This window comes from Sulfurimonas gotlandica GD1 (assembly GCF_000242915.1).
Classification (GTDB): Bacteria; Campylobacterota; Campylobacteria; order Campylobacterales; family Sulfurimonadaceae; genus Sulfurimonas; species Sulfurimonas gotlandica.
Genome location: NZ_AFRZ01000001.1, coordinates 1,272,170 through 1,296,973, shown reverse-complemented (window position 1 = coordinate 1,296,973; position 24,804 = coordinate 1,272,170). Strand labels below are relative to the sequence as shown.

Annotated in this window: 24 protein-coding genes and 1 pseudogene; 8 read left to right on the top strand and 17 right to left on the bottom strand. The window is 34.1% G+C overall.

The features are described from left to right. Positions 1–34: 34 nt before the first annotated feature. The 3 genes from SMGD1_RS06400 to SMGD1_RS06390 are packed head-to-tail and all read right to left on the bottom strand — an operon-like array spanning position 35 to position 3,433. Positions 35–1,132 (bottom strand): deoxyguanosinetriphosphate triphosphohydrolase, encoded by a 1,098-nt coding sequence (locus tag SMGD1_RS06400; RefSeq protein WP_008340936.1) that lies wholly within the window; start codon positions 1,130–1,132, stop codon positions 35–37. Further along, positions 1,133–2,857, bottom strand: coding sequence for a sensor domain-containing protein (locus tag SMGD1_RS06395; RefSeq protein WP_008336020.1), 1,725 nt, complete (start codon positions 2,855–2,857; stop codon positions 1,133–1,135). Between the two features lie 21 nt (positions 2,858–2,878). Next, entirely contained in the window at positions 2,879–3,433 is a 555-nt protein-coding gene (locus tag SMGD1_RS06390; protein ID WP_008335960.1) for a PhnA domain-containing protein, read from the bottom strand. A gap of 119 nt (positions 3,434–3,552) precedes the next feature. Between SMGD1_RS06390 and SMGD1_RS06385 the strand changes: the two genes are divergently transcribed. Continuing rightward, the gene (locus SMGD1_RS06385; protein WP_008336774.1) at positions 3,553–4,683 is read left to right on the top strand and encodes a multiheme c-type cytochrome; all 1,131 of its coding nucleotides are present in this window, start codon (positions 3,553–3,555) and stop codon (positions 4,681–4,683) included. On the opposite strand, the gene SMGD1_RS06380 is transcribed toward SMGD1_RS06385, so the two are convergent. From SMGD1_RS06380 to SMGD1_RS06330, 11 genes are all read right to left on the bottom strand, one after another. Beyond that, on the bottom strand, positions 4,680–5,843 hold the full coding sequence (locus SMGD1_RS06380; RefSeq protein ID WP_008335022.1) for a GGDEF domain-containing protein: 1,164 nt from the start codon (positions 5,841–5,843) through the stop codon (positions 4,680–4,682). The genes SMGD1_RS06385 and SMGD1_RS06380 overlap by 4 nt on opposite strands. A 2-nt stretch (positions 5,844–5,845) precedes the next feature. Beyond that, a complete protein-coding gene (locus SMGD1_RS06375; protein WP_008336186.1) occupies positions 5,846–6,061 on the bottom strand; it encodes a hypothetical protein in 216 nt (71 codons plus the stop codon). A 2-nt stretch (positions 6,062–6,063) separates the two neighbouring features. Then, a complete protein-coding gene (locus tag SMGD1_RS06370) occupies positions 6,064–6,891 on the bottom strand; it encodes an FAD-dependent thymidylate synthase (RefSeq protein ID WP_008336282.1) in 828 nt (275 codons plus the stop codon). Positions 6,892–6,973: 82 nt separating this feature from the next. Next, complete coding sequence (locus SMGD1_RS06365; protein ID WP_008336522.1) at positions 6,974–8,053, bottom strand: phospholipase A; 1,080 nt, start codon at positions 8,051–8,053, stop codon at positions 6,974–6,976. Between the two features lie 11 nt (positions 8,054–8,064). Further along, positions 8,065–9,858, bottom strand: coding sequence for a cation:proton antiporter domain-containing protein (locus tag SMGD1_RS06360; protein ID WP_008335239.1), 1,794 nt, complete (start codon positions 9,856–9,858; stop codon positions 8,065–8,067). A 34-nt stretch (positions 9,859–9,892) separates the two neighbouring features. Next, positions 9,893–10,600 carry a hypothetical protein gene (locus SMGD1_RS06355; protein WP_008335000.1) on the bottom strand — a complete coding sequence of 236 codons (708 nt, stop codon included), beginning with the start codon at positions 10,598–10,600 and terminating at the stop codon, positions 9,893–9,895. Between the two features lie 63 nt (positions 10,601–10,663). Next, complete coding sequence (locus tag SMGD1_RS06350; RefSeq protein WP_008336309.1) at positions 10,664–11,302, bottom strand: protein-L-isoaspartate(D-aspartate) O-methyltransferase; 639 nt, start codon at positions 11,300–11,302, stop codon at positions 10,664–10,666. A gap of 1 nt (position 11,303) precedes the next feature. Continuing rightward, entirely contained in the window at positions 11,304–12,056 is a 753-nt protein-coding gene (locus SMGD1_RS06345; RefSeq protein WP_262823906.1) for a carbon-nitrogen hydrolase family protein, read from the bottom strand. A 45-nt stretch (positions 12,057–12,101) separates the two neighbouring features. After that, entirely contained in the window at positions 12,102–12,905 is an 804-nt protein-coding gene (locus tag SMGD1_RS06340; protein WP_008335374.1) for a peptide deformylase, read from the bottom strand. Between the two features lie 25 nt (positions 12,906–12,930). Further along, the gene (locus tag SMGD1_RS06335; RefSeq protein ID WP_008335243.1) at positions 12,931–13,377 is read right to left on the bottom strand and encodes a DsrE family protein; all 447 of its coding nucleotides are present in this window, start codon (positions 13,375–13,377) and stop codon (positions 12,931–12,933) included. Continuing rightward, positions 13,377–13,907: a carboxymuconolactone decarboxylase family protein gene (locus tag SMGD1_RS06330; protein WP_008335958.1), complete on the bottom strand. Its 531-nt coding sequence runs from the start codon at positions 13,905–13,907 to the stop codon at positions 13,377–13,379. The genes SMGD1_RS06335 and SMGD1_RS06330 overlap by 1 nt, the downstream gene beginning before the upstream one ends. 110 nt (positions 13,908–14,017) lie before the next feature. On the opposite strand from SMGD1_RS06330, the gene SMGD1_RS06325 reads away from it, so the two are divergent. Then, positions 14,018–14,701 (top strand): MerR family transcriptional regulator, encoded by a 684-nt coding sequence (locus SMGD1_RS06325; protein WP_008335162.1) that lies wholly within the window; start codon positions 14,018–14,020, stop codon positions 14,699–14,701. Here the strand turns inward: SMGD1_RS06325 and SMGD1_RS06320 are convergent. After that, a complete protein-coding gene (locus SMGD1_RS06320) occupies positions 14,698–15,720 on the bottom strand; it encodes a ribonucleotide-diphosphate reductase subunit beta (RefSeq protein ID WP_008335502.1) in 1,023 nt (340 codons plus the stop codon). The genes SMGD1_RS06325 and SMGD1_RS06320 overlap by 4 nt on opposite strands. 91 nt (positions 15,721–15,811) lie before the next feature. Between SMGD1_RS06320 and SMGD1_RS06315 the strand changes: the two genes are divergently transcribed. From SMGD1_RS06315 to SMGD1_RS15160, 5 genes and pseudogenes are all read left to right on the top strand, one after another. Further along, positions 15,812–16,786, top strand: coding sequence for a hydrolase (locus SMGD1_RS06315; protein WP_008335948.1), 975 nt, complete (start codon positions 15,812–15,814; stop codon positions 16,784–16,786). Between the two features lie 123 nt (positions 16,787–16,909). Next, a complete protein-coding gene (locus SMGD1_RS06310; protein WP_241761510.1) occupies positions 16,910–17,761 on the top strand; it encodes a bifunctional methionine sulfoxide reductase B/A protein in 852 nt (283 codons plus the stop codon). Positions 17,762–17,842: 81 nt separating this feature from the next. Beyond that, positions 17,843–19,630 carry a sensor domain-containing protein gene (locus SMGD1_RS06305; protein ID WP_008336932.1) on the top strand — a complete coding sequence of 596 codons (1,788 nt, stop codon included), beginning with the start codon at positions 17,843–17,845 and terminating at the stop codon, positions 19,628–19,630. Between the two features lie 243 nt (positions 19,631–19,873). After that, positions 19,874–20,500 (top strand): annotated as a pseudogene (locus SMGD1_RS15165) (methyl-accepting chemotaxis protein); the annotation flags it as partial. Then, on the top strand, positions 20,486–20,968 hold the full coding sequence (locus SMGD1_RS15160; RefSeq protein ID WP_394357045.1) for a CZB domain-containing protein: 483 nt from the start codon (positions 20,486–20,488) through the stop codon (positions 20,966–20,968). The pseudogene SMGD1_RS15165 and the gene SMGD1_RS15160, both read left to right, overlap by 15 nt. Before the next feature lie 45 nt (positions 20,969–21,013). On the opposite strand, the gene typA is transcribed toward SMGD1_RS15160, so the two are convergent. Continuing rightward, positions 21,014–22,816 carry a translational GTPase TypA gene (typA, locus tag SMGD1_RS06295; RefSeq protein WP_008336900.1) on the bottom strand — a complete coding sequence of 601 codons (1,803 nt, stop codon included), beginning with the start codon at positions 22,814–22,816 and terminating at the stop codon, positions 21,014–21,016. Positions 22,817–23,099: 283 nt separating this feature from the next. Here typA and SMGD1_RS06290 point away from each other — a divergent pair, with 283 nt between their 5' ends. Beyond that, complete coding sequence (locus SMGD1_RS06290) at positions 23,100–24,329, top strand: CCA tRNA nucleotidyltransferase (protein ID WP_241761450.1); 1,230 nt, start codon at positions 23,100–23,102, stop codon at positions 24,327–24,329. On the opposite strand, the gene SMGD1_RS06285 is transcribed toward SMGD1_RS06290, so the two are convergent. Beyond that, positions 24,316–24,789, bottom strand: a complete 474-nt coding sequence (locus tag SMGD1_RS06285; RefSeq protein WP_008336624.1) for a hypothetical protein — start codon at positions 24,787–24,789, stop codon at positions 24,316–24,318. The genes SMGD1_RS06290 and SMGD1_RS06285 overlap by 14 nt on opposite strands. Between the last annotated feature and the right edge of the window lie 15 nt (positions 24,790–24,804).

Genomic DNA, 24,804 nt, shown 5'->3' with positions numbered 1-24,804 from the left:
TGCCATATATATAATTATATAAAGAACTATATAATTATAACTTTCCGTACATTTCATTATAAAAACTAAGAGCGTATCTATCACTCATGTGAGCGATACAATCAGCTACCACTCTATGTTTTTTTCTTGTATTTAATTGCGTATAATAAAATTTTGGCAACATCTTTTCTTCTTCCATTAATGCGCTGTATAGTCCTTTTATAGCCTGCTTTCCAGCGAACATCTTTACAACTATATCTTGATGCTGATATAGCTTGTTAAAGAGCAGTTTTTTTAACTTTTTGATATTTGTCTCTAACTCTGGGCTAAAACCTACAGGGATGCTCTCACTACTATTAAGTGTAGAACTAAGTATAGAGGTGTTGTCTATTTTATCTTTTGAGTAGTCCAGAAGTGAATATACAAGATGGTTTATGAGATGAGAACTAAAACGATAACGAAACATCTCATCTTCATCTTCTGATATACCTTCCTCTTTAACCTTCTCTAAAACTTCACAGATTAAAGCACTCTCTTTAAGATCATCAAAGCTGATAAGCCCTGAGTTTATCCCATCATCAATATCGTGACTCATATATGCTATCTCATCAGCACGATCAACAACCATAGCTTCTATCGATGGATGTGTCTCCAAGTTAAACTGCTCATCTATCCAGGATGGTAAAAAGCTTTTCTTATATGGATATGAGTGCTTAAGAATTCCCTCTAATGTTGCAAAAGTAAGGTTTAATCCGTCAAAACCTTTATATCTTTTCTCTAACGATGAGACAACTCTAAAGCTTTGAAAATTATGCTCGAAACCATTTTTAAAACCCTCTGCTTTTAAACACTCATCAAGCGTGTCTCCACCAATATGACCAAATGGAGTATGTCCTAAATCATGCGCCAGAGCTATTGCCTCAGCTAAAGATTCATTTAGTCCCAGATGCGATGTAATAGAGCGTGCGATTTGTGAGACTTCTATAGAGTGAGTCAAACGAGTACGAAAAAAGTCGCCCTCTTGATTTAAAAAAACCTGTGTCTTATATTCGAGCTTTCTAAAGCTACCTGAGTGAATTATACGATCTCTATCTCTCGCGAATGGATTCCTAAAGTCTTTATCTATTTTATAAAAACGTTCTTGTGCTTGCATCTAAGCCTCTTTCTCTTTCTGCTCTATAAGCATATCTCTCATTTTTTGTGCATCTACAGGTGGAGAGTAGTAATAACCCTGTATCTGAAGACACTCGTTTAATATTAAAAAATCTTTTTGTGCTTTCGTTTCGACACCCTCTGCAATAACACTCATCTTCAAACTCTTCGCCAAAGCTATAACTGCTTTAGTTATGGCAACATCATCTTCATCATCAGGTGTATCTTTAATAAAAGACTGATCTATTTTTAGTTTATTTACCGGTAATTTTTTAAGGTACGAAAGTGATGAATACCCGGTACCAAAATCATCAATCGCCAAAGTAATACCAAGCTTGTTAATCTCTTTGAGAGTAGCTATCGACTCATCAGGATTTTTCATAATCTCACCCTCGGTAACCTCTAGCTCTATCCACTCACTCAAACAATTTGTCTCTTTCATAGTATTTTTTAAAAACTCTAAGAAGTCACTCTTTTGGATCTGTTTCATAGCAAGGTTTAGAGCCAGCATACCAGGGTTTAAACCCTCCTCATACCAAGAACTCAGTTTACTCATAGCTTCTTGCATTACCCATCTATCAAGCTCAACTATAAAACCTGTCTCTTCAGCCAAAGGAATAAACTTTGCAGGAGAAACTCTTCCAAGCTCTGGATGATTCCATCTTATAAGTGCTTCCATTCCGATGATTCTGTCAGTCATACTGTCTATCTGAGGCTGGTAATTAAGAATAAATTCATCATTCTTCAGTGCTTTGTGCAGACTGGTTCTCATAGTCACCTGCTCATGCATCAGCTCTGTTAACTTTGATGAGTATGTCTGGTAATTATTTCTTCCCTCATCTTTTGCTTTATACATAGCAACGTCTGCATACTTTAAAAGATTTTCTGCGCTTTGACCATCTTGCGGATAAAAACTAATACCAATGCTGCAAGTTAAGTAGAGAGTATGGGCACCGACTACAATAGGCTCTGCCATACACTCTATAAACTTGTTTGCTAAGACAGAAGCTTCGCTGGCTTCTTTTAAACCACCGGCAATAACACTAAACTCATCTCCGCCAAGACGAGAGAGAGTATCTTCTTCTCTTATTTTTGAAGAAAAACGCCTACTAGCCTCTTTTAAAACCACATCTCCAGTATCATGACCAAGAGAATCATTTATTTGTTTAAACTGATCTAAGTCTATAAAAAAAAGAGCTAAGATTTCATTATGTCTTTTAGACTTTTTTATGCCCTGGGATAACCTATCATTAAAGAGTATACGATTTGGCAGACCAGTTAATGCATCGTGATGAGCCTGATGATGGAGTATGTCTTTTTGTTCACGTAACTCTTTTTGAACTTTTTTAAGCTTTGAGATATCTGTGTCAAAAAGTACGTATGCTTTTTTCTCTTGGTAGATAATAGATTGGATAGAAGCTTGAACAGTATAAGATGTTCCATCTTTTCTGGTGTGTTCTGAGATATTAGATACACTATCGTTGATTGCACATGAAGCTCTTAAGCTCTCAACATGCTTTCGTGTTAAAGTCTTGTTAATATCATAAACGTTTAACTTCAGCAGTTCGTCTAGTGTATAGCCTATATTTTGCAGCGCACCATCATTAGCAAATACGTAGTCTAGTGTTTCAAAGTCTAATATATAAATTTCAGAAACAGCATGCTTTACAATATAGGCAAGCTCTTCGTTACTTTTTTTTAATTTATCAAACTCTATATCACTCATGATAAGCCTCTGGAAAAGATATTATGATTTTTTTAGAAATTTTGTAAGGATATGAATCTTCACACCGTTTACACGACCTTCAATATGCTCAGAATCATTGGTGACAAGTCCAATATTTCTAACAGCAGTACCACGTTTTGCTACAAAACCAGTCCCCTTAACATCTAAATCTTTTGTAATTACAACAGTATCACCGGCCTGTAGTATCACACCGTTTGAATCTTTATAAACCAAAGCATTTTCATCAGGTAAGCCAGCATCTGCCCACTCTTTAATATCTTCTTCCATATACATCATCTCAACTAGATCTTGACGACCAAAAGCACTCAAAAGACGGTAAGATACAACAGCAACGGCAGGCGTTTCACTCCACATGCTGTCATTTAAACAGTTAAAGTGATTCTCATCCATAGTATCTGGATTTTGAATCTGTGATGAACATATACTACATACATAAATAGCTTGACTAGCACTTCCATCAGAAGGTGCTACTTCTAAAGCGCTAAGTCCTTCACTGCTTCCACATAACTCACAAATACCGCCACTTCTTTGCTCTAACTCTTTTTCTAAACTCATAAAATTACCTTTTAAATTATTGATGAAATTATACCTCATCTTAATCTTGATACATATTAATAACTTATATTTTCCTTTATGCTAAACTTCGCAAAATCATCAATCCACAAGGTTATATTATGAAAAACTTTTTATCTTTGACTCTACTTCTGTTTATCACTTCTTTGGCTTATGCTAATGAAAGTAAAGTATGTCAAAAGTGTCATCCTCTCATCTATGAGGAGTATTATGAGTCTTCTCATCGTAAAGCTTCCACTCAGAACAACCCAATACATAAAGCACTTTGGGACAAGCATCCAAAAACACCAGAGGGTTACACGTGTGCTAAATGTCACTCTCCAAGCGATACTGAACTTATGAAGACAGGTCTATTAAAAGACAACAAGATTCAAAGAGAAGAGCCTATCTCATGTGTTTATTGTCATACAATAAAAGATGTTGAAGAAGGTTCTCACTCAAACTCTAATATAACAACTAACAAACAAAGAGAGTTTTTTACAGCAGAGGAATCTAAAAAAGGTTCCGCACAAGCTACCTACGAAACAGAGAGTTCATTTTTTGGACTTGTAAAAGTTTCAAAGAATTCACCTTATCATAAAATAGACTATAACAATGAGAACTTTTATAGCGGAAATGTTTGTATGGGTTGTCACTCTCACACAAATAATGATCATAGTTTTGATATAACAATGTTAGACGCGATGATAGATAAAAATGATAAAAACACTTGTGTAACTTGCCATATGCCTCAGGTAAGTGGAACAAAAGTTACAAATATTGAGAGCAAAACTCACGCATACCACGGGATAGCCGGCATCTATCATATGAACAATTCAATGGGTGAATATATAGAGTTTAAGGTTGATAAAAAAGAAAATAGCTTTAGTGTTAACGTTATTAATAAATCTAACCATGCTCTTTTTGGCCAATCTTTTAGACAAGGCGTATTAAAAGTTAACATCTTAAGAGATTCTAAACTAATCGCTTTAGAGCCATTTATTTTTACAAGAGTTTTAGGTAAGGATGGCAAAGAGGTTATGCCTTGGCTAGCAAACGAAACTCTTAAAGACTCTCTTATTTATGCAAAAAAAGAGATTCTATTTAACTACTCTTTAAAAGATGGGGACAAAGTCACTATAACTTTAGGAGTAAAGAGAATATCTGATGAAGCAGCAAAGAAACTAAACCTCCAAGACAATAAAGATGTAACTAAACTTAGAGTATTAAAGAGTGAGTCATTTAAATACTAATCTTTAATAACTTGATTTCGTCCAGCTTTTTTTGCCTTGTAAAGGGCATTATCAGCCCTCTTCATAACTGCAAAAGGATCTTTGTCTTTTGTAGTGTATTGAGTAATTCCCGCAGATACATTTATAAATATTTTTTTGGTACTTTGTTTGTTTCTAACACTAAACGGTGTGCTTGCTATATTTTGTCTTAGAGCATCTACATGAACAAATGATTCTTCGCTCTCTTTGGAGGGAAACAAAATAACAAACTCTTCCCCTCCATATCTGTATGCTTTACCGCCGCCGCTAACCTCTGAAAACTTTGAAGCTACCATTTTTAAAACTTCATCACCGGTATCATGTCCATAGGTGTCGTTAAATTTCTTGAAAAAGTCTATATCACACATGGCTAAAGAATACTTTCTTCCTAGTTTTGCCATATCTTCTACTAATGCTCTACGTCCAGGCAAAGCTGTAAGTTCATCATAAAAAGCGAGTCGGTATGACTCTCGGATTAGAAGAATAAAAATAATAATTGAAAAAGATAAAAAAGCAACTTCAGTTGCATGAGTAGTTTTCAAAAAGAAAAGAGCGAGGTAAAAAGCAACAAGCAGATTCAAAAAAGTTGTGCTGTATAAGAGGTATCTGCCAAACATAACAAGAGCACTCATAACAAACAAGACAAAAATCCCAATAGCAATAGAGACATCTTTTAGAGGGTAAAAATTAGCGGCAAATAGTTTTATCTTTAGATAATTCTGCAGAGTCTCATTTGGATAGTAGATAAGATACAAGACTATCGCTATCTCTAAAATGAAAAATCCTATCTTTAAGATACCCCAGAACGAGAAGAGTCCTCTCTCTTTTAAAACCAAAAATATTAAAAGATGAATCGGATAAAACATAGATACATACAGAAATAGAAGTGTTGCTTTTTTAGCACTAAAGTACTCAAATCCAAGATATATTAAAATAAGAGGCAAGATTACAAATATGAATCTGTTACGATTAAAGTGCCACGATACCCAGATGATTAGAAGGCTCAGCCCATAAAAAAGATATGGGACGATGTCAAAAAGTATCTCAGGTATTTTTGATGCATTGTAAATTATTACAGCAAAAAGAGCTGAAACAAGAAATGGTATGAGTAAGTTTACAGAGATGGTCTTGATTGGATTCACTGCTACTCTTTGCTAAACTCTACTATGTCTTCTTTGCTCTTTTGTTTGTGCTTAGTCTTGTCAAATGCTTTTTGTGCTTCTTCTTCATTGTAGTTTCTGCACTCCTCTGGCATAACAGCCTGAGGGTCAGATGCTATCTTGTCACACATTGAGGCATTAAAGGTAATATTTGAACATCCGCTAAAAATAAGCAGTGTTGCTAAAAGGTATTTGTACATTTTTACTTCTTTTTTACTATAAGATTTAGGTATTTTGTAGGAGTAACTCTCATCATCTCTTGTGCAAGCCATCGAATCTGGAAAAATGCCGCACCGCTGTCTCTAAGAGTAAAATAGTTTTTCAGACTTCTGAGATTAAAAGTTACGACCATATCAACTTTCACATTGTCAGTTATGATATGCTTAAAAGCATCTCCGACATTACGTTTCTTTTTACCATCTTGAAGGGCATCAAACATCGCTTGCGAGTTGCCTTTAAACGCTTCTAGAAAGTCAAGCGAGCTCTTTGCTACAGATATCTCTTCAAAGTTTTCTACCTTAGTCTGCTGGTATGCCAACTTATCAAACATCCCTGAAATTTCAAGTCTATTATAACCCTCATCACAAGTTACAAACATATTAAAACCTAAGATCTTGTCTATAAAGAACTCTTTGTCACCCTGAGATGCTACAAAAGCATTGATAATAGAACTCATCGTATAGCGAGTACTTCTAACACTTATGGCTTGGATGCGATGACGAGCATGCTCTTGAAGAACACCTCTCGAAGTTCCACGAACCAAAAAGCTAAGGTTTGCATGTTCCAAGATGCTGTGATGAAAATATGTCCAAGCCAAATCACCTAGCAGATTTGACTCTTGGATATCATTTATATCGTCACACATCTTAGCATCTGGCATATTGTCTTCGATGTAGTTTATAACTTCATTCTCACTATTTGAAAATGAATCATAACAAGTTCTTGCCGCTGTTTCAGCTACACCGATTCCTGTATCTTGCATAAGAATTACTTCTGGTTTTGAATACTCTATACCATAAACATTTTCCACAACTATTCCTTTTACTTATAAATACCAACAAATTTAAAATGTATTCTTTTATTAATGTTATTCTACTATAAACTTATTATAGCTATCTTGAAATACTAAAACCTATTCCAACTTTATTAATATAGTTATCATAATCAATCAAGCTTTCACCGTAACCACTAAAGGCTTTCATATACAAAAACAAATCTTCTCTTCCAAAAACAGGATAACTGTAGTTAGCTTCTATTGCCCCTGCATCGCTAAAATTATGTCTAAACAGGAGCTCTAGAAGATGCTTCTCGTACGGCAGAATAAACCTCAGATGCCCATGTCCCATGTAGTCTATAAGGTCTGGATTATAGTCAAAGTTATCGGGTAATCTGTACCAGAGTTTTAGCTCTGAGAAAATCGGTTTGTACTGAAAGTAAAAACTACCGCTTATAGAGTTCCATGATCTCTCATCAACCCCACCTCTACCGTTTGACTCATGTTCCAAGGCTATCTTTACAGCCTTTATAAACTTAGCATCACTAAGTTCGGAAGTAGGTATCTTTATACTAAACTCCGGATTATAGTTTGTTTCTCTAAAATAGGCAGATTTTGAGTAGAGTTGCCAAAATGCTATTTGGGTGTATGCTACTGAATATATCTCATTTAACCCAAGCAGATTTGCCGCAAAGTCAAACTTTATACTTAACTGGAACTCTGTTTCAATATCTTCTGCTTTATGTCCATTTGTATTAGCATACTGACCATCATGACGATAACTTGCAGGTAAAAAGTAGTTTGGCTTATATGCTTTTAGACTATAGAGTGATTGTGTAATCTGTCTTATTGTATCTTGCGTCTCGCTGTTATCTGATTTATTTATAGTGTTATAGAGCTTACGCTGCTCTTTATCAATATCTCTTGAAGTATCATGTTTTGTCTGAGCATAGTAACCTTTTGCAGAGATTTTATACCATCTGGCTGATAGTATTTCGCTAGCCTCGCAACCCTCACCGTTCTCATACATATATCCTAAAATATAAGCGGCATCATTATCTCCATCTTCTGCCAAATCACTAAAAAGTACAAATGATTTTTCAAAATCTCCATCTTTATATATTTTATACGCTTCTTCAAACTCTGTTGAAGATATAAGAGCTACTGCCAAAAGTAGCATCAATAAAAGTTGTTTCATCTATTGCCTTTTTAAACTTCTATCTCTATCGTGTGTCTGTCACTGCCAATTGTGCGAGAGAGTGCTTCTCTCAATTTTTCTAAAACAGCTTCCATACTATCTGTCTCATCTGCCTGCGTAGCACCGAAAAAGTACTCCATACTAGAGTGAACAACTTCTTGCGTATCAAACTGCTGAGAGATCTTTTCTGCTAGTATTACCGCTCCACCAAGAGAAGTGTTTGAAGTAACTATAACATACTCATCTTCACCTAACTTTCCGAAGTAGTCATTCGTACGGATATGTTCTGTGATAATATCTCCGACAATTTCAAGTGCATCTACATTATTTTCTTCATCTGTTTTTGATAGCTTTAATATTAGCAGTGAAAGATCCAGTTTATAACGGCTGGCACGTGCTAACTCATTTGTTATAATATCTTCGATAAATGCCCTGTTATAGGCTTGAGTAAATGAATCTTTTTCAAGTATATCAACTACACTTTTTGTATATTCTAGTATTCCTGCATCTGAGCTTTGCTTATCTACCTGCATATCTAAGGCGTACTCATCTTTGTTAAACTTTATATGAAACATCAACACAAAAGTATAAAAAAATGTACTTATCAAAACATTTCCTATAACAATGGCTTCAAACATATCTTTATATATAAAACTTTCAGGAATTGAGTGCGCCATAATGATGGCTAATGCTCCCTTTGTCCCTGAGAGTGTTAGTGTTTTAGCCCATCTAAATGGAAGCTTCATAGCTACTACAAGGGCAGATACACTCATAAAACGAATAAGAGTCGTTATAAGAAATACAATTAAAATCTCTTTGGAATAGGTAAGTAAAAACCTGAGTTCTATTATGTTAGCGATAATAACAAAAACAATAGCATTTGCAAAAATACCGATGAACATCGCTTCTTTTTTATACTCTCTAAACTCTCTTTTTGTTATAGCCGGAACATTTTTTATTAGCTCTAGAATAGATTCTTGATCCTTAGCACTTTGCACACCGCCGATTTTACTACGGCGCTGCGTTTCATTTTTTGTCTCTTTTTGTACAAGAGACTTAAAGGTTAGAGCAGATGCTACTATAGATAAAATACCTGCGATATGAAAATGCTCTGCTAGAAGAAATGAGATAATAACAACCAAATATATAACTACAAACTGATCAAAAGGATTTTTCAGAACTTTGATAAACAAAAATCCTGCATAAGCCACAGCAACACCGATAACAGTTGAAAGTATTAAAACTTTTAACAAAATATAGTTTACAGAAAGAAGAGTTACTTCCCCTCCCGTAATAAGTGGCAGAGCTATAAAGTAAAATATTATAAGTGCTGTCACATCATTAAAAAGTGATTCTGATTCAGCATAGATTTTCAGTTGCTCAGGAAGTTTAAATTTGGACATTATAGATGCAACCGTTATAGCATCTGTAGCCATAAGCATTGCAAAGAGTGCTACAAGCATTCCAGCAGTCAAGCTATACTCAGGAAGCAAGTAGGGTGTTACTAATGTAGCAATAGCAATGGACAGCACAACTGCAACTACGGCTAAATAAAATATCTCTTTGGCATGATTTTTCAGCTCTTTTATTGAGATATTTAAAATATCAGGGAGTAGGATTACCGGCAGCATCAGATACAAAATCTCATCAAACTCTTGAGAATTAATCTCAAATAGTTCAGGAAAGAATAGCGACACTGCAAAAGAGTAAACTATTACAGACAGTGTCGATGGAATTTTTGTCATCTCTTCCGTAACACGAGAAAGTAAAATTATCAATAATAAAAACGTTACAAGTACTAACATTTTGACAGCCTAGTAATCTTAATAAGATAAATTTTTAGAAAAAACTCTTCAACATATCTATAGCTTTATCGACATCTTCTTTAGAATCTCTTGATGTTTGAGGTTTTGGCATCTCTTGTTTTTTTGCTTTTTTAGGAAGTTCAAACTCACTATTGGCAATGCTTTTTCTTTTAAATGATTTCAACTCCATGCCATCACTCTTAATCGTCACATAACCTTTTTTGACATCAAACATATCATCTGAATTATCCATTGTGCTCATGGTACTAAAAAGAGAAAACATCGCTTTTACTGATTTTACAACATTTTTGTCATTACTCATAACAATGTCTTGCTTATAAGGCTTACCGTCATAGTTACCTTTAATGGTATAGAGTTCACCCCTAATTCCACCAACTGTTACTTTTTTTCCGGTATTTATTATTTTGTAATCTTTTGCTTCTTCTTTAGCATCTTTAACATATCCAGAGGCATCAAATCCCATAGACTTTGCCATAGACTTCATGTCATCAATATCAACTATATGTTTATCACCATCACTACCACTGACTATATAGACTTTCTTGCCTATACGGTAAATCTCACTCTTTTCACCACCACTATGACTAACTAATTTTGAATGACTGTCATCTCGGTACATAAAGGTCTGAACTTCATCACCCATCTTATACTCAGTTATATAGTCTGCTTGGAGCAGTGACAAAAACAAAAACAGGGCTATAAATAAACTTTTGTAGAACATGGCACATCCTTTTGTTTTATAATATCATTATCTAAATAAAACAGTGCTTTATGTTTGTTTATGTTATTTTTGTACTCCATCTAAAACCGGAACAAAGTCACATGCTTCAAGTTCGGTCACTTCTATACTTGAGCCTCTTTTTTTAAAACTTGTAATAACTTGCTTGGAGCCTATCTCTATTGGAGCTACCAAGATACCACCATCTGATAGCTGGTCAAATAATTTCTGAGGAACTTTTTTTGTAGATGCGGAGAAGAGGATTCTGTCATATGGAGCGTACTGTATCCAGCCGTTTTGTCCATCATCGGTTCTCGTATGGATATTATTAATCTTTAAGTCTCTAAATCTAGTTTTTGCTTCTATCATCAGTGATTCGATGCGCTCGATTGTAAAAACACCACGAAACAGATGAGAGAGGACTGCTGCTTGATACCCGCTTCCACAGCCAACTTCTAGAACTCTGTCTGCACCTTTGGGCTCTAAATACTGAGTCATCTTTGCAACCGTCAGAGGTGAACTTATCCATTGAGCTGAACCCATAGGCAGTGCATCTAGCTTATAAGCATTATGCTTAAAACCTGTTGGAACAAACTTCTCTCTGTTAGTGTTAGCGATGGCTTGTTTTACTTCATCACTAAGACTAAATTTTTGGTGGCACTCATTTGCCAGTCTTGCTGTTTTAGTTGCTGTAATTCTGTCCAAGTTATTTTATTCCCACATCCATATATTTTCTCATAATGCTGATTTCTCTTTTGCTATATTCTACTTCTAAGCAAGGCTTATTCCCGTTTCTCTCTGCTTTGCCATGAGGAGTGATTATTCCACTCATTTTAGTACAATCAGCATTTAGTGAATCACTGGCAACTACATAGCACTGATTTATAATAGCTAGTGCTTGGGTAAGAACTTCAAAGTGCTCAATTCTTAAAACTCCCCACCAAGAAGGAACGGCAATCACATCTGAGCCTTCAAGCTTTTGCCACAGATCTTTAAAACGAAGTTCAAAGCAAATTAGGATTCCAATCTTGACACCATCTACTTCTACTATTTCAATAGGTTCATTTGTTCCCTCACTCATGTACTTATGCTCATCTCCAAAACGAAATAGTCTCGCTTTTGCTCTCTCATAGACTACTCTGCCATTGTGAAAGATCTTGGCAAAGTTAAATACCTCGCCATCACGTTTTTCCATCATAGTTAAAATGATTATCTTATTGTGTGATGCTTTTTTTAGTGCCTTATTTGCTACATGAGCAAACTCTAGAGCTTCATCAAAATTATCATAGTCATAACTTGTAAGACAGACTTCCGGAGCAACGATAATGGACTTTTCTGATGTTTTATCTATAAGATTTAGCAGTGTTTGCAAGTTAGTGTTATAGTCAGGGGTAACTGTATCAAAGAGAAGCGAGCAGAGCTTATACTCACTCTCGTTATTTGCGTTATTTGAGTTAATAATCTTTCTCCAAAAATAAATTTAGATTACAATTATATCTTAACTCTATAGTAAAAAATAACTCGCTAAAAACAAAGCTAACAGTTTTAGTAGTGAGATTATACAAGTCCCGATAATATTTCCTATCTGACAAGATGTACAGTGCTTGTACTGTCTACCTTCATATTGGGCATAAAAGAAGTAGGCAACAACAAGTCCAAGCATAGATGCCATGATATAGTTTTCAGTACTCACTAAAATCGATAAGTTATCTTCACTTACAAAAAAGCCAGCCATTACTCCAAGAAGTCCAAAAACAAAAAGAAACTTAAACACTTGAAGTATTCTATCTCTCTTGAAAACTGTAGGGCAGTCATTCTTAGTGATAGCATCTGTGCCAAACTCAAGCTTAGAGTCAAAAAGTTTTTGTTCATCTTTATCTAGTCTAAATCTAAAGTGAGAACCAAAGGTATAGTCTACTTTTCTCTGAAGCGTTATCGCCAACTCTCCATCAGCTTCTAAAAACTTCTGAGTAGCATCTCTATCTTCATACATCAGAGTTATCTTCTCATACCTCTTTGTCTTAGCACTCATCCCTGGAAAATAAGCAGTAGTCTCTACAGGCTCAACACTGCCTTCTCTTTTTAGGACTCTTGGGTTTATAAGCTCTAAAAACTCTCCACCTTTTTTAACTACAATGACACTAAGAGGAGAACCTATCTGAAATGCTGCAAGTGCATCTAAGCTATTCACTTCTATCGTGTCTTTTAGGTCTTGAATCAATGCGAATAACTCATCATTAAAAAACCTAACGTTAGCACCAAACTCTAAACTTGGTTTTGTTGGATATTTTGTAATCTCCTTTACCATTTGTGACCTTCTTAATATAAAAAATTTACTTAAATGTCATAAGCGCATAACCATCATTTTGCAAGCCGATAGTATCTATGAAGCTATTAGGTGAAATATCAACGAAATCAACTACATCTTTTCTAGCTATTGCATTAGATGCAAGACTCATCGCACATACTATGACCTTAACACCTCTTTTTGTCGCCAAATCTTTTAAATAATCATGTGCTTTTTGTGTATCTTCAAGATCCTTATCTGGAACTATAAAATCAAACTCTTTAGATATCATAGGTACGCAAGAGCCATGAAGAGTAATGGCAAAATTTACTTTATCCCCACGTTCTTCTATCATACTCATAGTCTTGTCAATCAGCCACATACGAGTTTTGATGTAGTGAGCATTCCCTGAGCTACAATCAAAAACAGCTTTGTACTCTTTTGCTTGAAGACTTGAAAAAAGCACAAAAAACAGTATAAATATATTTTTCATCATAGACCTAGAGCAAAAACATTTGAAAGAGTATTTATATAGTTAAAGTAGCCAGTAATTGCTACGGCCTCAATTATCTGAGTATCACTATAACCCATATCTTTAAGTGCATCTATATCTTCTTTTAAAACCTTGTAATTATCTTTCTTAGAAGCTTTGATACAGAAGTTTAGAAGTGCTTTTTCTTCATCACTTGTGTGAATAGCATCTACGCCTTGAAGTACTTCTTCGATTCTCTCATCTGATAGACCAAGCATTTTTGCAATGCCCTTATGTACATCTACACACATCTTACAGCCGTTTTCTACTGAGATTAGGAGCGCTATGGATTCCTTAATATCGTAAGAGAGTGAAGTCTCATCAAGCAGATACTTTTGAATCATTACATCAGTTGCAAAATATACTTTCTCATCAATTGCCAAAAGTTTAAATATCTCGCCCAGTTTTCCTGTCTTTTCCAGTATAGGTCTTGCTTTATCTTGAATAGCAGGACTCATATCTTCAAATTCCGGTAGTTTAATATGTGCCATATTTTTTCCTTATTTTTGTTATTACAGTTATAATTTTAAAAACGTTAAGCTGAACTTAGCGTTAAAATTATAGGGTATAATTCTTATATCAGTATTAATAGGATTAATAATTGGAATATAAAATATCAGAATTAGTAGCATCGACAAATGTACCAAAATCTACGATTTTGTACTACATCAGAGAGGGTTTACTGCCCGAAGCTAAAAAAATCAAATCTAATGTTCACAGATACAATGATGAACATATAGAACTTATTAAATATATAAAATATATGCAAACAGAAATGGGCAGTTCAAATGAGCAGATAAAGACTGCCTTGCAACATAAAAATCAATCACTATCGAGTTCTTTTTCCATGCTTGCACCTTTGATGCAGACTCTTAGTGATATCCCTGCTGGCGCACAACACTACACTAAAGAAGAATTTATTGAGCATTACGGTTTTGAAAGTGAACTTTTAGAACAGCTTTTAGAAGATGGTATTCTTGTGCCAATAAGTAGTGATGATTATACAGACAAAGAGGCTTCTATTATTAGGCTTATAGAAAAGTTTCAAGAAATTGGTATTGAGTGCAGTATTATTAAACAATATGTACATCACGCAAAAGCTCTATCTGAACTTGAGCATCAAATACAGGGTCAGTTGTGTAGTGTGAGGAGTGATGAAAATTTTTCAACACTATGGAAGATTATGCTAGATACACTTTTTAATGCTAAAAAGTATATCTTTAGTCGCTACACCCATAAAGTGCTATTTAAAGCTCTTAAGGATGAGATGGCTAAGAACGACTAAAAATCCTCATCAAAAGTTAAACTACCCTTTGAGTAATTAGTTACAGTTCCTTCAAAGAAGTTAGTTTTTTGATCATTAAATTTTGCGAAATCATCAACCCATTTTATTGGATTAGTTACATTATAAAGTTTTTCAAACCCAACAGCAGTAAGTCTCTCATCTGCTAGGAATTTAATATATTGCTCAACTATATCGTTTGTAAGCCCAAGTATTTGCCCTTGAGTAATATATTTACCCCATTCACTTTCCAGTTGAACAGCCTCTTTAAACATAGCTATAACTTCTTCTTTTAACTTGTCAGTAAAAAGATCCGGTCTCTCTTTTCTAAGAGTGTTGATTAGATTTTGGAACAGTACAAGGTGAGTTACTTCATCTCTTTGAATAAAACGAATCATCTGCGCACTTCCTAGCATCTTACCTGAACGTGCAAGAGTATAGATGTAAGTAAAACCACTGTAGAAGTAGATACCTTCTAGAATCTGGTTTGCAAAACATGCTTTTACAAAGTTGTGTTCTGTTGGGTTAGCTGCAAGTTCTTGGTAAACTCTTGCAATTGCATCATTTTTACCCTTTAGCATCATATCACGACGCCAAAGGTCATAAATCTCAGCCGAGTTTGTAGAGATGCTATCAACCATTACAGCGTAAGATTGTGAGTGAAGTGCTTCTTCAAATGATTGACGAACAAGTATAAGATTAATTTCTGGAGAAGTCACATATGGGTTTACGTTATCAATAAGATTATTTGTTTGTAGTGAGTCCATAAAAATTAACTGGGAAAGAGCCTTATCGTAAGCTGTTTTTTCATTTTCTGTAAGATTTTTGTAGTCATTAACATCACGAGTCATATCAACTTCTTTTGGAAACCAAGTGTTGTTTAGCATCACTTCCCAAAGATTATATGCCCACTGATACTTGATGTTGTTTAACTCAAATATACCTGTCGGATCTCCGCCAAATACTTTTCTGTCATTCACATTCTCTTTAGAATCTGGATTATATATATTTTTTCTTTTCATAACGACCTACCATTTTTTATAAAGTCTATCATTATAGCCATCTGAATATTTTGTTTTCATAAATTTTAAAAATGTTCGTTATGATTTCATTATGAGCAACTTATTCACTCCCAATTTTTTACTAAAAAACAGACACGTCCAGACTCTATATGCATCTATATTTAGAAAAATTCCAAATCATACTTTTGACATAGAAAAATTTGAGCTAAGTGATGGAGATTTTATAGAGTGCTACTGGTATAACAAAAGAGATATAACAAACAGCAAACCAATTGTTTTACTTTTTCACGGTCTAACCGGTTCTTACAAATCTCCATATATATTAGGAACAATGAGGGAGTTAGATAAAAACGGATACGACAGTGTAGTTGTACATTTTCGCAGTTCTTCTGGTGTAATGAACATAAAAGCAAACTCCTACCATAGCGGTAAAACTGATGATGCAATGGAGTTTATAAAGAGTCTGCAAAACAGATATACCGACTCTAAAATCTTTGCTGTTGGTTACTCTTTGGGAGGTAATGTTTTGCTAAAACTATTAGGTGAAACTGCGGATGCATCTCCTATAACTGCAGCCGTTTCTGTTTCAGCACCACTACAGTTAGACGTTTGTTCCAATCAAATGAGCCGTGGCTTTTCAAGAGTTTATCAGCATCTACTTCTAAAAGATTTAAACAGATCACTAGAGCAAAAATATAAAACACACGATATGAAATCCCTTATCAATTTAGAAAAAAAAGATGTGAAAAAACTCTCTACTTTCTGGGAGTTTGACGATGCTTATACTGCACCCATTCACGGCTTCGCATCTGCACAGGACTACTACACAAAATCAAGCTCAAAACAATTCTTAAAACATATTAAAACAAACACACTTCTTATTCACTCTATTGATGATCCATTTACAACACCGGAAATACTTCCAAAAGAAGATGAGATTTCACCTTACGTTAAACTTGAAATTTACCAAAACGGTGGACACGTCGGTTTTCTAGAAGGAACTCCTTTAAAACCTAAATACTGGCTTGAAGAAAGAATCATCAATTATTTCCATGAGTATGTTTAATCCTAAAATCTTTATAATAGTAGTAAATATAAATACGAGGAGCACAGTATGAAGCTTTTTATATCTTTCATACTATTGATAACAACTATGAATGCAATGGATTTAAAGCCTTGGACAGGCAAAATAGAACAACTTAGCGATGAAGAGAAATATGTACTTATTCACAAAGGTACGGAAGCACCGTATAGTGGTAAATACACAAATGAGAAATCAAATGGCACTTATACATGTAAAATCTGTGAGACACCACTCTACAAATCAAGCGACAAGTTTAACTCAAACTGTGGTTGGCCAAGTTTTGACGATGCAATCCCTGGAGCTGTAAAAAGAGTTCCAGATGCCGACGGCAGACGTGTTGAGATAGTCTGTGCTACATGTGGCGGACACTTGGGTCATGTTTTTGAAGGTGAAGGTTTTACTGATAAAAACACTAGACACTGCGTAAACTCTATCTCAATAAAATTAGATACGACTCCCGATGCCAAAGATAACAATATGTCTTACGCATATTTTGCAGGTGGATGTTTTTGGGGAGTCGAGTACTACTTGGAAAAGCTAGATGGTGTAAAAGAAGTACATTCAGGTTTTATGGGTGGACATGTTAAAAATCCAGGCTATTATGAAGTAGTTAGCGGTAGAACCGGTCACTTGGAAGCTGTTGAAGTTATCTATGACAAAAGTAAAATATCTTATGAGCAGGTTGCAAAAACTTTCTTTGAGATTCACGATCCAACTCAGACAAACGGTCAAGGTCCAGATATAGGGTCACAATATCTATCAGCTGTTTTTGTAAATAATGATAATGAGAAAAACACTATTCGTAAACTTATAGCTCAACTTGAAACAAATGGTTTTAATGTAGCGACAAAAATATTAGACAAGCAAGAGTTTTACAAAGCCGATGAAGGTCATCAGAATTATTACAATAAAAAAGGCTCTCTACCGTACTGTCATGGCTATAAAAGAAGATTTTAATATATAAGCTTGAGTAATATAGTTTCAATTTTTTAATAATTACTGTAGAATGTCCTTAAAAAGTATTTTTGGAGACATTCTATGCCATTTAAACTCTCTGACCTCAAAGAACACAACTCAGAATTACTAAAACTTTTAACTCAACAACTACCCGATATGCTATGGGTTAAAGACTTAAATGGCAAATATCTATATGCTAATAAAGCAATATGTGATGGTCTTTTAATGGCAAAAGATACAGATGAACCTATTGGCAAGGGCGATGTTTTTTTTGCCCTAAGAGAGAGAGAAGCTAATAGTGACAAACTAAACTGGCATACATTTGGTGAGCTATGTTTTAACTCTGATCAAGTTGTCATAGAGAATGGTGAAGCTATGAAGTTTGAAGAGTACGGCAATGTAAAAGGTGAATTACTCTACCTAGAAGTATATAAAGCCCCTTTTTATGATGAAGATGGGAAAACAATTGGCACAGTTGGTGCCGGTCGCGATATAACAAACCTCAAAAAAACACAACTAGATCTAGAAAAAAATCTCAAAATACTTGATGAACAGAGAGAACAGTTAGAATATCAAGCTAACCATGACTCGCTTACTGATCTTCCAAACCGTGTCCTATTTATGGACAGACTGCAACAATCAATCAATATAGCGCAAAGATACGACAATAAAGTAGCTTTACTTTTTATAGACTTAGACCATTTTAAAGAGATAAATGACTCTTTAGGTCACGGCGTAGGTGATAAAGTTTTAATTGAAGTAAGTCGCAGAATGAAAAATCAGATGAGAAAGTCTGATACACTATCAAGACTGGGTGGAGATGAATTTTGTATCATACTTAATGATATTATCGATATAGAAGATATGTCAGATATTATCACAAGTGGGATGGAGGCTCTAAAAGAGCCAATGGAAATAAATGGGCATACTTTATATGTAGGTATGAGTATAGGTGTTTCTGTCTATCCAAATGATGGAAACAGTGCATCTTCACTTTTAAAAAATGCAGATGCAGCTATGTACAAGGCCAAAGGTGATGGAAGAAATACTTACTGTTTTTATGATGAGGCAATGACTGAGCGAGCATTTGAGAGAGTATTTTTAGAAACAGCACTTAGAAAAGCTCTTGAAGAAGATGAACTTGTTGTATATTTTCAACCACAGATAGATGCTAGAGAAAATAAATTAGTTGGTATGGAAGCTCTTGTAAGATGGGAGCATCCAATAATGGGCTTTATCTATCCGGATAAATTTATTCCTCTTGCTGAAATCACAGGAATGATTGTTCAACTAGACAGACTTGTAATGAAAAAAGCACTTACTCAGTTTAAAAAGTGGGACAAAGCTGGTCTTAATCCTGGAAAACTTGCACTAAACTTGGCTATTAAGCAAATAGAAGAAAATGATTTTATAGAGTTTATTGAAAATATACTTGATTGTGAAGATTGCTCATATAAAAATATAGAGTTTGAACTAACAGAAAATCAGATTATGAATAACCCTGAAGCCTCTATAGAGACTCTACAAAAATTGAGTGATTTAGGCATTTCTATTGCTATTGATGATTTTGGAACAGGTTATTCTTCACTGGCTTACCTTAAAAGACTCCCTATTGACAAACTAAAGATAGACAGATCATTTATTAAAGATCTACCTCAAGATGCTGATGATGCAGCGATAACAAAGACTATTATCAGCCTTTGTAGCAGTTTGAACCTTAAGGTAATTGCTGAAGGTGTAGAGACGGAGAAGCAGAAAAATTTTATCTTGCAAAATGGTTGTCAGTTTATTCAAGGTTACTACTATTCACGTCCTTTATCTATTGAAGATATGACAAAATATTTGATAGAACATAATAAAACAATCTAGTTACAGACTCACTTATAAAAAATAAATTGTATTTGTTAGACCAAATAAACATACATATAGATTCATGTTTGATAATTTTCATCATATTAAATGTATTTATAATGTTCTTCTAAAATCACACAAAAAATAAATTATATAAATTATACTTATAGTTATTTAATATTTCTTTTATCACATGTTAGATAGAATCGTTGATAAAGAATATTTATTTTATTATAAGATACTCACAAAAAAGGAATTTCCATGGGATTATTTTCAAACTCTGGTGTACCATTATCTGATTTTAACAACTTAAAAGAGGCTAATGAATCACTGCAAAACGATAATACTGCTCTTCATCATCGCATAAAAGAACTAGAAAGTGAGCTACATTTCAAGAGCCAACAATCTGCAAGAAGTACGGCAGACAGCTTAATGGAGATGCAAAACGAGCATCTAAGATTAAATCTCATGGATATTCAGGGAAATATGGCTGAATCAGTAAGTGCTTCTAAAAAATCACTTAGTAATACTGATAATTTAGTTGAAAGTATTTCTAATATAAGTGAAAAAACAAATAATGTTGTAGCAACACTGGATAGACTGAATGAGCTATCTGACAACTCTATGCATACAGTTCATGGATTAGCAGAGAGAACAAATGATATTACAACTATTCTAGCCCTTATCAAAGATATTTCAGATCAGACAAACCTTCTTGCACTGAATGCCGCTATTGAAGCTGCTCGCGCAGGTGAGCATGGTCGTGGATTTGCTGTTGTTGCTGATGAAGTTAGAAAACTTGCAGACAGAACAGATAAAGCGGTTAGTGAGATTAATATATCACTTCAGAGCATGAAACAAGATGTTGACAGCATGTCAGAGCAGTTTACAGAGATTCAGACAGGTATAAGTGGCTCAAATGAACTAATAACTGAGCTAAACTCTTGCCTTGAAGATGACGCACAGCAGATGAAGGTATCATTTAAAACAATTGGCTTTACAACAGATCGTATCTTTATGTCTCTAGCAAAACTAGACCATATTCTGTGGAAAACAAATACTTACTACTCTGCAGCTACAAAGGAAGAGAAATTTAAGTTTGTTGATCACCATAACTGTCGTTTGGGTAAATGGTACTATGAAGGTGAAGGTCATGAGATGTTTGCACAAACTCCATCATATTCTAAACTAGAGACTCCACATGCAACAGTACATAATGGTACACACAAAGTTTTTGATCTCATTGTTGAAAAAAATGTTGATTTAGATGCTCTTACAGAGGCATTTAAAGAGATGGAAAAAGGAAGTGATGAAGTATTTAATATCTTAGATAAAATACTTCATGATAAAGACTAAACTATATGATTCCATATGCTAAGAAGCATATGGAAGTTAGATACTCTATTTTCTAGAGTGTCTTTTTCTCTCTGCTTCAGTTAAGAATCTTTTACGAATACGAACTGATTTAGGAGTTACTTCAAGAAGCTCATCATCTTCAATCCACTCTAGAGCACGTTCTAAAGACATGTCACGAGGCGGGATAAGTTTAATAGCTTCATCAGCACCTGAACTACGTACATTTGATTGAGCCTTACCCTTAATCGGGTTAACAACTAAATCATTTGAACGTGAATGCTCACCGATAATCATACCTTCGTAAACTTCAGTTTGAACACCGATAAAAAGAACACCACGATCCTGAATACCAAATAGTGAGAATGCTAAAGTAGAACCTGGAGTCATAGAGATTAAAGCACCATAGCTTCTTGACTCAACCGTACCAGAATATGGACGGAACTCTAAGAAAGAGTGATTCATAATACCTTCACCCTTAGTATCTGTCAAGAATTGTCCACGGAAACCGATAAGTGCACGAGCAGGAATTTCAAACTCTATTCTTTGGAAACCTTGACCCATTGGAAGCATTGATTTCATCTCAGCTTTTCTCTTACCAAGACGCTCAATAACACTACCAGATAATTCTTCAGGAACATCGATAACTAGATGCTCAAATGGCTCACATTTAACGCCTTCGATCTCTTTAACGATAACTTCTGGACGAGATATACTAAACTCAAAATTTTCACGACGCATATTTTCAGCAAGAACTGTAATTTGAAGCTCACCACGACCAGAAACTTTAAATTTACCTTCACCAACAACTTCAAGTCTCATTGCAACGTTTGTATTCATCTCAAATTCTAAACGCTCTTTTAGTTTGTTAGAAGTAACGTGTTTTCCTTCTTGACCAGCAAGAGGAGAATCATTTACTGCAAAAACAACTGTTAAAGTTGGCTCTTCGATGTGCATCGGATCAAGTGGCATTGGGTTAGCTGGATCACAAATAGTATCTCCGACATCAACAGTTTCAATTCCTGCAAACGCAACAATATCACCAGCTTCAGCTTCTTGAATTTCCATACGGTTAAGACCATGGAAACCAATAAGTTTAGTAATTTTACCTTTTGTAAATTCGCCATCAGCTTTTGCAAGCATAATATTGTCACCTTTTCTTACAACACCGTTGAAAATACGAGAAATACCGATTTTACCAACATAGTTATCATAATCTAGTGTAAATACCTGTGCTTGAGTATGGTTTTCTCTATCACCTTCTGGCTCAGGAACATGTTCTAGGATAGCATCAAAAATACATGTGAAGTCTCCATCAGGATCACTCATATCCATTTTAGCCATACCATCACGAGCAGCAGCATAAATAATTGGGAAATCTTGCTGGTCATCAGTTGCACCCATTGCAGCAAAAAGGTCAAACATCTCATCAACAACACGCTCTGGATCAGCTGAAGGTTTATCAATCTTATTGATAACAACAATAGGTTTTTTACCTAACGCTAACATCTTCTTAACAACAAACTTTGTTTGTGGCATAACACCTTCATAAGCATCAACAAGAACTAAAACACCATCTACCATTTTAAGAACACGTTCAACTTCTCCACCGAAGTCAGCGTGACCCGGAGTGTCAATAATGTTAATTTTGTAATCTTTATAACGAATAGCCGTATTTTTAGAAAGGATCGTGATACCACGCTCTTTTTCTAAATCATTGCTGTCCATTGCTCTTTCTGCATGTGCTTCATGAGCTCCATATGTTCCTGACTGTTCTAGTAGTCCATCAACCAGTGTAGTTTTACCGTGGTCAACGTGTGCAATTACTGCAATATTTCTAATCTTTTGCATTTAGTATTTCTCCATTGATACTTTCCAAAATTTATAAGGAAGTAATTAATACTTCCTTTTATGTGGAAAATTTTCGCGATTATACCAAAATTAATGTTATATCTTGCAAAATCTATTAATATACTTTTAGATATCCAATATTACTATTGTAAATATGCCCAAATAAATTGATATAATAAGTTCATTATATTCTATAAACCAAACAAAAACTAAAATATGCTTATATCATATTAATAGCATAAATCAAATAATTGAGTAAAAAATGATTGAGTATCCAAATTTTTTGAATAAAATCTTTGAAAAACTAGAAAATAATGGTGCTAGAGCAATCATCATTGGTGGATTTATCAGAGACTTTTTACTAAATATTGACTCAGATGATATAGATATTGAAGTTTATAATGTCTCATCTTTTGAAAAATTAGAAAATATTTTAAAAGAGTTTGGTAGTATCAACAAAGTTGGGAAAAGTTTTGGTGTGTGTAAGCTAAAAATTGACAACTTTGTTTTAGACTTTACTCTACCAAGAATCGACTCAAAAATATCATCTGGACACTCAGGCTTTGATGTAAAAATTGAAAAAGATCTAGATTTTATTACGGCAACTAGAAGAAGAGACTTTACTATTAATGCCATCGGATATGATGTAGTAAATAAAACCATACTTGATCCTTTTAATGGAATAAATGATTTAAATGATAAAACCCTTAAAATGGTAGATACAGAGACCTTTATTGAAGACCCATTAAGAGTTTTAAGAGCTGTACAATTTTGCTCTAGGTTCAATTTAAAAATGGATAAAGAACTATTTTTACTCTCAAAAACTATGATAAAGCAAAATTCACTCTGTGAACTGGCAAAAGAGAGAATTTACGATGAAATCAAAAAAAATTTACTAAAATCTACTAAGCCGTCTTTAGGTTTTGAACTATTAAAAGAGTTAGGTGCTTTAAAATATTTTCCTTCTTTAGCATTAAGAGAAAAACAAACTTGGTATTGTTCTATGCATGCACTTGATAAAATCGTGCAGCTTAAAACTACTAACGATAAAACAAACGAAATTTTGATGTTAGCATCTCTGTGTTATGACTTTAACTCTTTCCAAATACAAGATTTTATATCTAAGTTATCAAACGATAAAGAGATACTAAATCGAGTATTAGTACTAGTAGAAAATCTAAATGCAATTAAATCATTCTGCTTAAATAGTTTTAATGACTATGACCTTTTTAAACTCTCAACTAAAGTAAATATTGAAGAAATTATTATTTTGTCTGAGTCTTTATATGGGCTAGGTAATAATATAAAAAAAAGGGCAAAAGAGTTAAATATTTTAAATAAACAAATGCCAGCTTTTTTACGCGGAAGAGATCTGATAACATCTGGAATGAAACCTTCTTGTGATTTCTCAGATATACTAGAAGATGCTTATGAAGCTCAGATGCATGGTAAATTTAGCTCTCATAAAGATGCTATAACATGGTTAAGAAGTTATTTACTTAACCACCAATAACATTTAATTTATTTTTAAATTCACTCTTTGCATTCATATTTCTAACTGCTAATGATATAGAATCTTTAAATTTTGAACAGTAAATCTGCTTATTTTCTGTGTCATACTTTTGAATAATATCTCTTGATTTTTCTAAAAATTCATTCACTAACTCAATACTGCTAACAGTAACTTTTTTATTTGTTAAAATGCTCAGAACCAGATCAAAACCATTTTTGATTTTACTATCCATATCATCAATTTCAATATACCTTTTAGATGTTTTTTCATCCACTTCAAGTAGTTTATTTAAAATTACTATTAGACCATCTTCATTTACTTGTAAATCGGGCACTCTATTATTTATATATGCTCTCATATCTGTTAGATTCATTTTTGAAATTTTTTCAACTAAATCTCTGTGTTCTTGATTTTTATCAGATGAAAAACTTTTCATCTTACCAAGTATTTTTGAAAACATCTTTATCTTCTTTCT

Bases quoted from the DNA above. Each gene is read 5' to 3' on its own strand.
- SMGD1_RS06330 (WP_008335958.1), bottom strand. From the start codon at position 13,907: ATGGCACATATTAAACTACCGGAATTTGAAGATATGAGTCCTGCTATT.
- SMGD1_RS06285 (WP_008336624.1), bottom strand. From the start codon at position 24,789: ATGTTTTCAAAAATACTTGGTAAGATGAAAAGTTTTTCATCTGATAAA.
- SMGD1_RS06375 (WP_008336186.1), bottom strand. From the start codon at position 6,061: ATGTACAAATACCTTTTAGCAACACTGCTTATTTTTAGCGGATGTTCA.
- SMGD1_RS06365 (WP_008336522.1), bottom strand. From the start codon at position 8,053: ATGAAACAACTTTTATTGATGCTACTTTTGGCAGTAGCTCTTATATCT.
- SMGD1_RS06360 (WP_008335239.1), bottom strand. From the start codon at position 9,858: ATGTTAGTACTTGTAACGTTTTTATTATTGATAATTTTACTTTCTCGT.
- SMGD1_RS06340 (WP_008335374.1), bottom strand. From the start codon at position 12,905: ATGGTAAAGGAGATTACAAAATATCCAACAAAACCAAGTTTAGAGTTT.
- SMGD1_RS06400 (WP_008340936.1), bottom strand. From the start codon at position 1,132: ATGCAAGCACAAGAACGTTTTTATAAAATAGATAAAGACTTTAGGAAT.
- SMGD1_RS06390 (WP_008335960.1), bottom strand. From the start codon at position 3,433: ATGAGTTTAGAAAAAGAGTTAGAGCAAAGAAGTGGCGGTATTTGTGAG.
- SMGD1_RS06335 (WP_008335243.1), bottom strand. From the start codon at position 13,377: ATGAAAAATATATTTATACTGTTTTTTGTGCTTTTTTCAAGTCTTCAA.
- SMGD1_RS06320 (WP_008335502.1), bottom strand. From the start codon at position 15,720: ATGAAAAGAAAAAATATATATAATCCAGATTCTAAAGAGAATGTGAAT.
- SMGD1_RS06385 (WP_008336774.1), top strand. From the start codon at position 3,553: ATGAAAAACTTTTTATCTTTGACTCTACTTCTGTTTATCACTTCTTTG.
- SMGD1_RS06355 (WP_008335000.1), bottom strand. From the start codon at position 10,600: ATGTTCTACAAAAGTTTATTTATAGCCCTGTTTTTGTTTTTGTCACTG.
- SMGD1_RS06315 (WP_008335948.1), top strand. From the start codon at position 15,812: ATGAGCAACTTATTCACTCCCAATTTTTTACTAAAAAACAGACACGTC.
- typA (WP_008336900.1), bottom strand. From the start codon at position 22,816: ATGCAAAAGATTAGAAATATTGCAGTAATTGCACACGTTGACCACGGT.
- SMGD1_RS15160 (WP_394357045.1), top strand. From the start codon at position 20,486: ATGTCAGAGCAGTTTACAGAGATTCAGACAGGTATAAGTGGCTCAAAT.
- SMGD1_RS06395 (WP_008336020.1), bottom strand. From the start codon at position 2,857: ATGAGTGATATAGAGTTTGATAAATTAAAAAAAAGTAACGAAGAGCTT.
- SMGD1_RS06305 (WP_008336932.1), top strand. From the start codon at position 17,843: ATGCCATTTAAACTCTCTGACCTCAAAGAACACAACTCAGAATTACTA.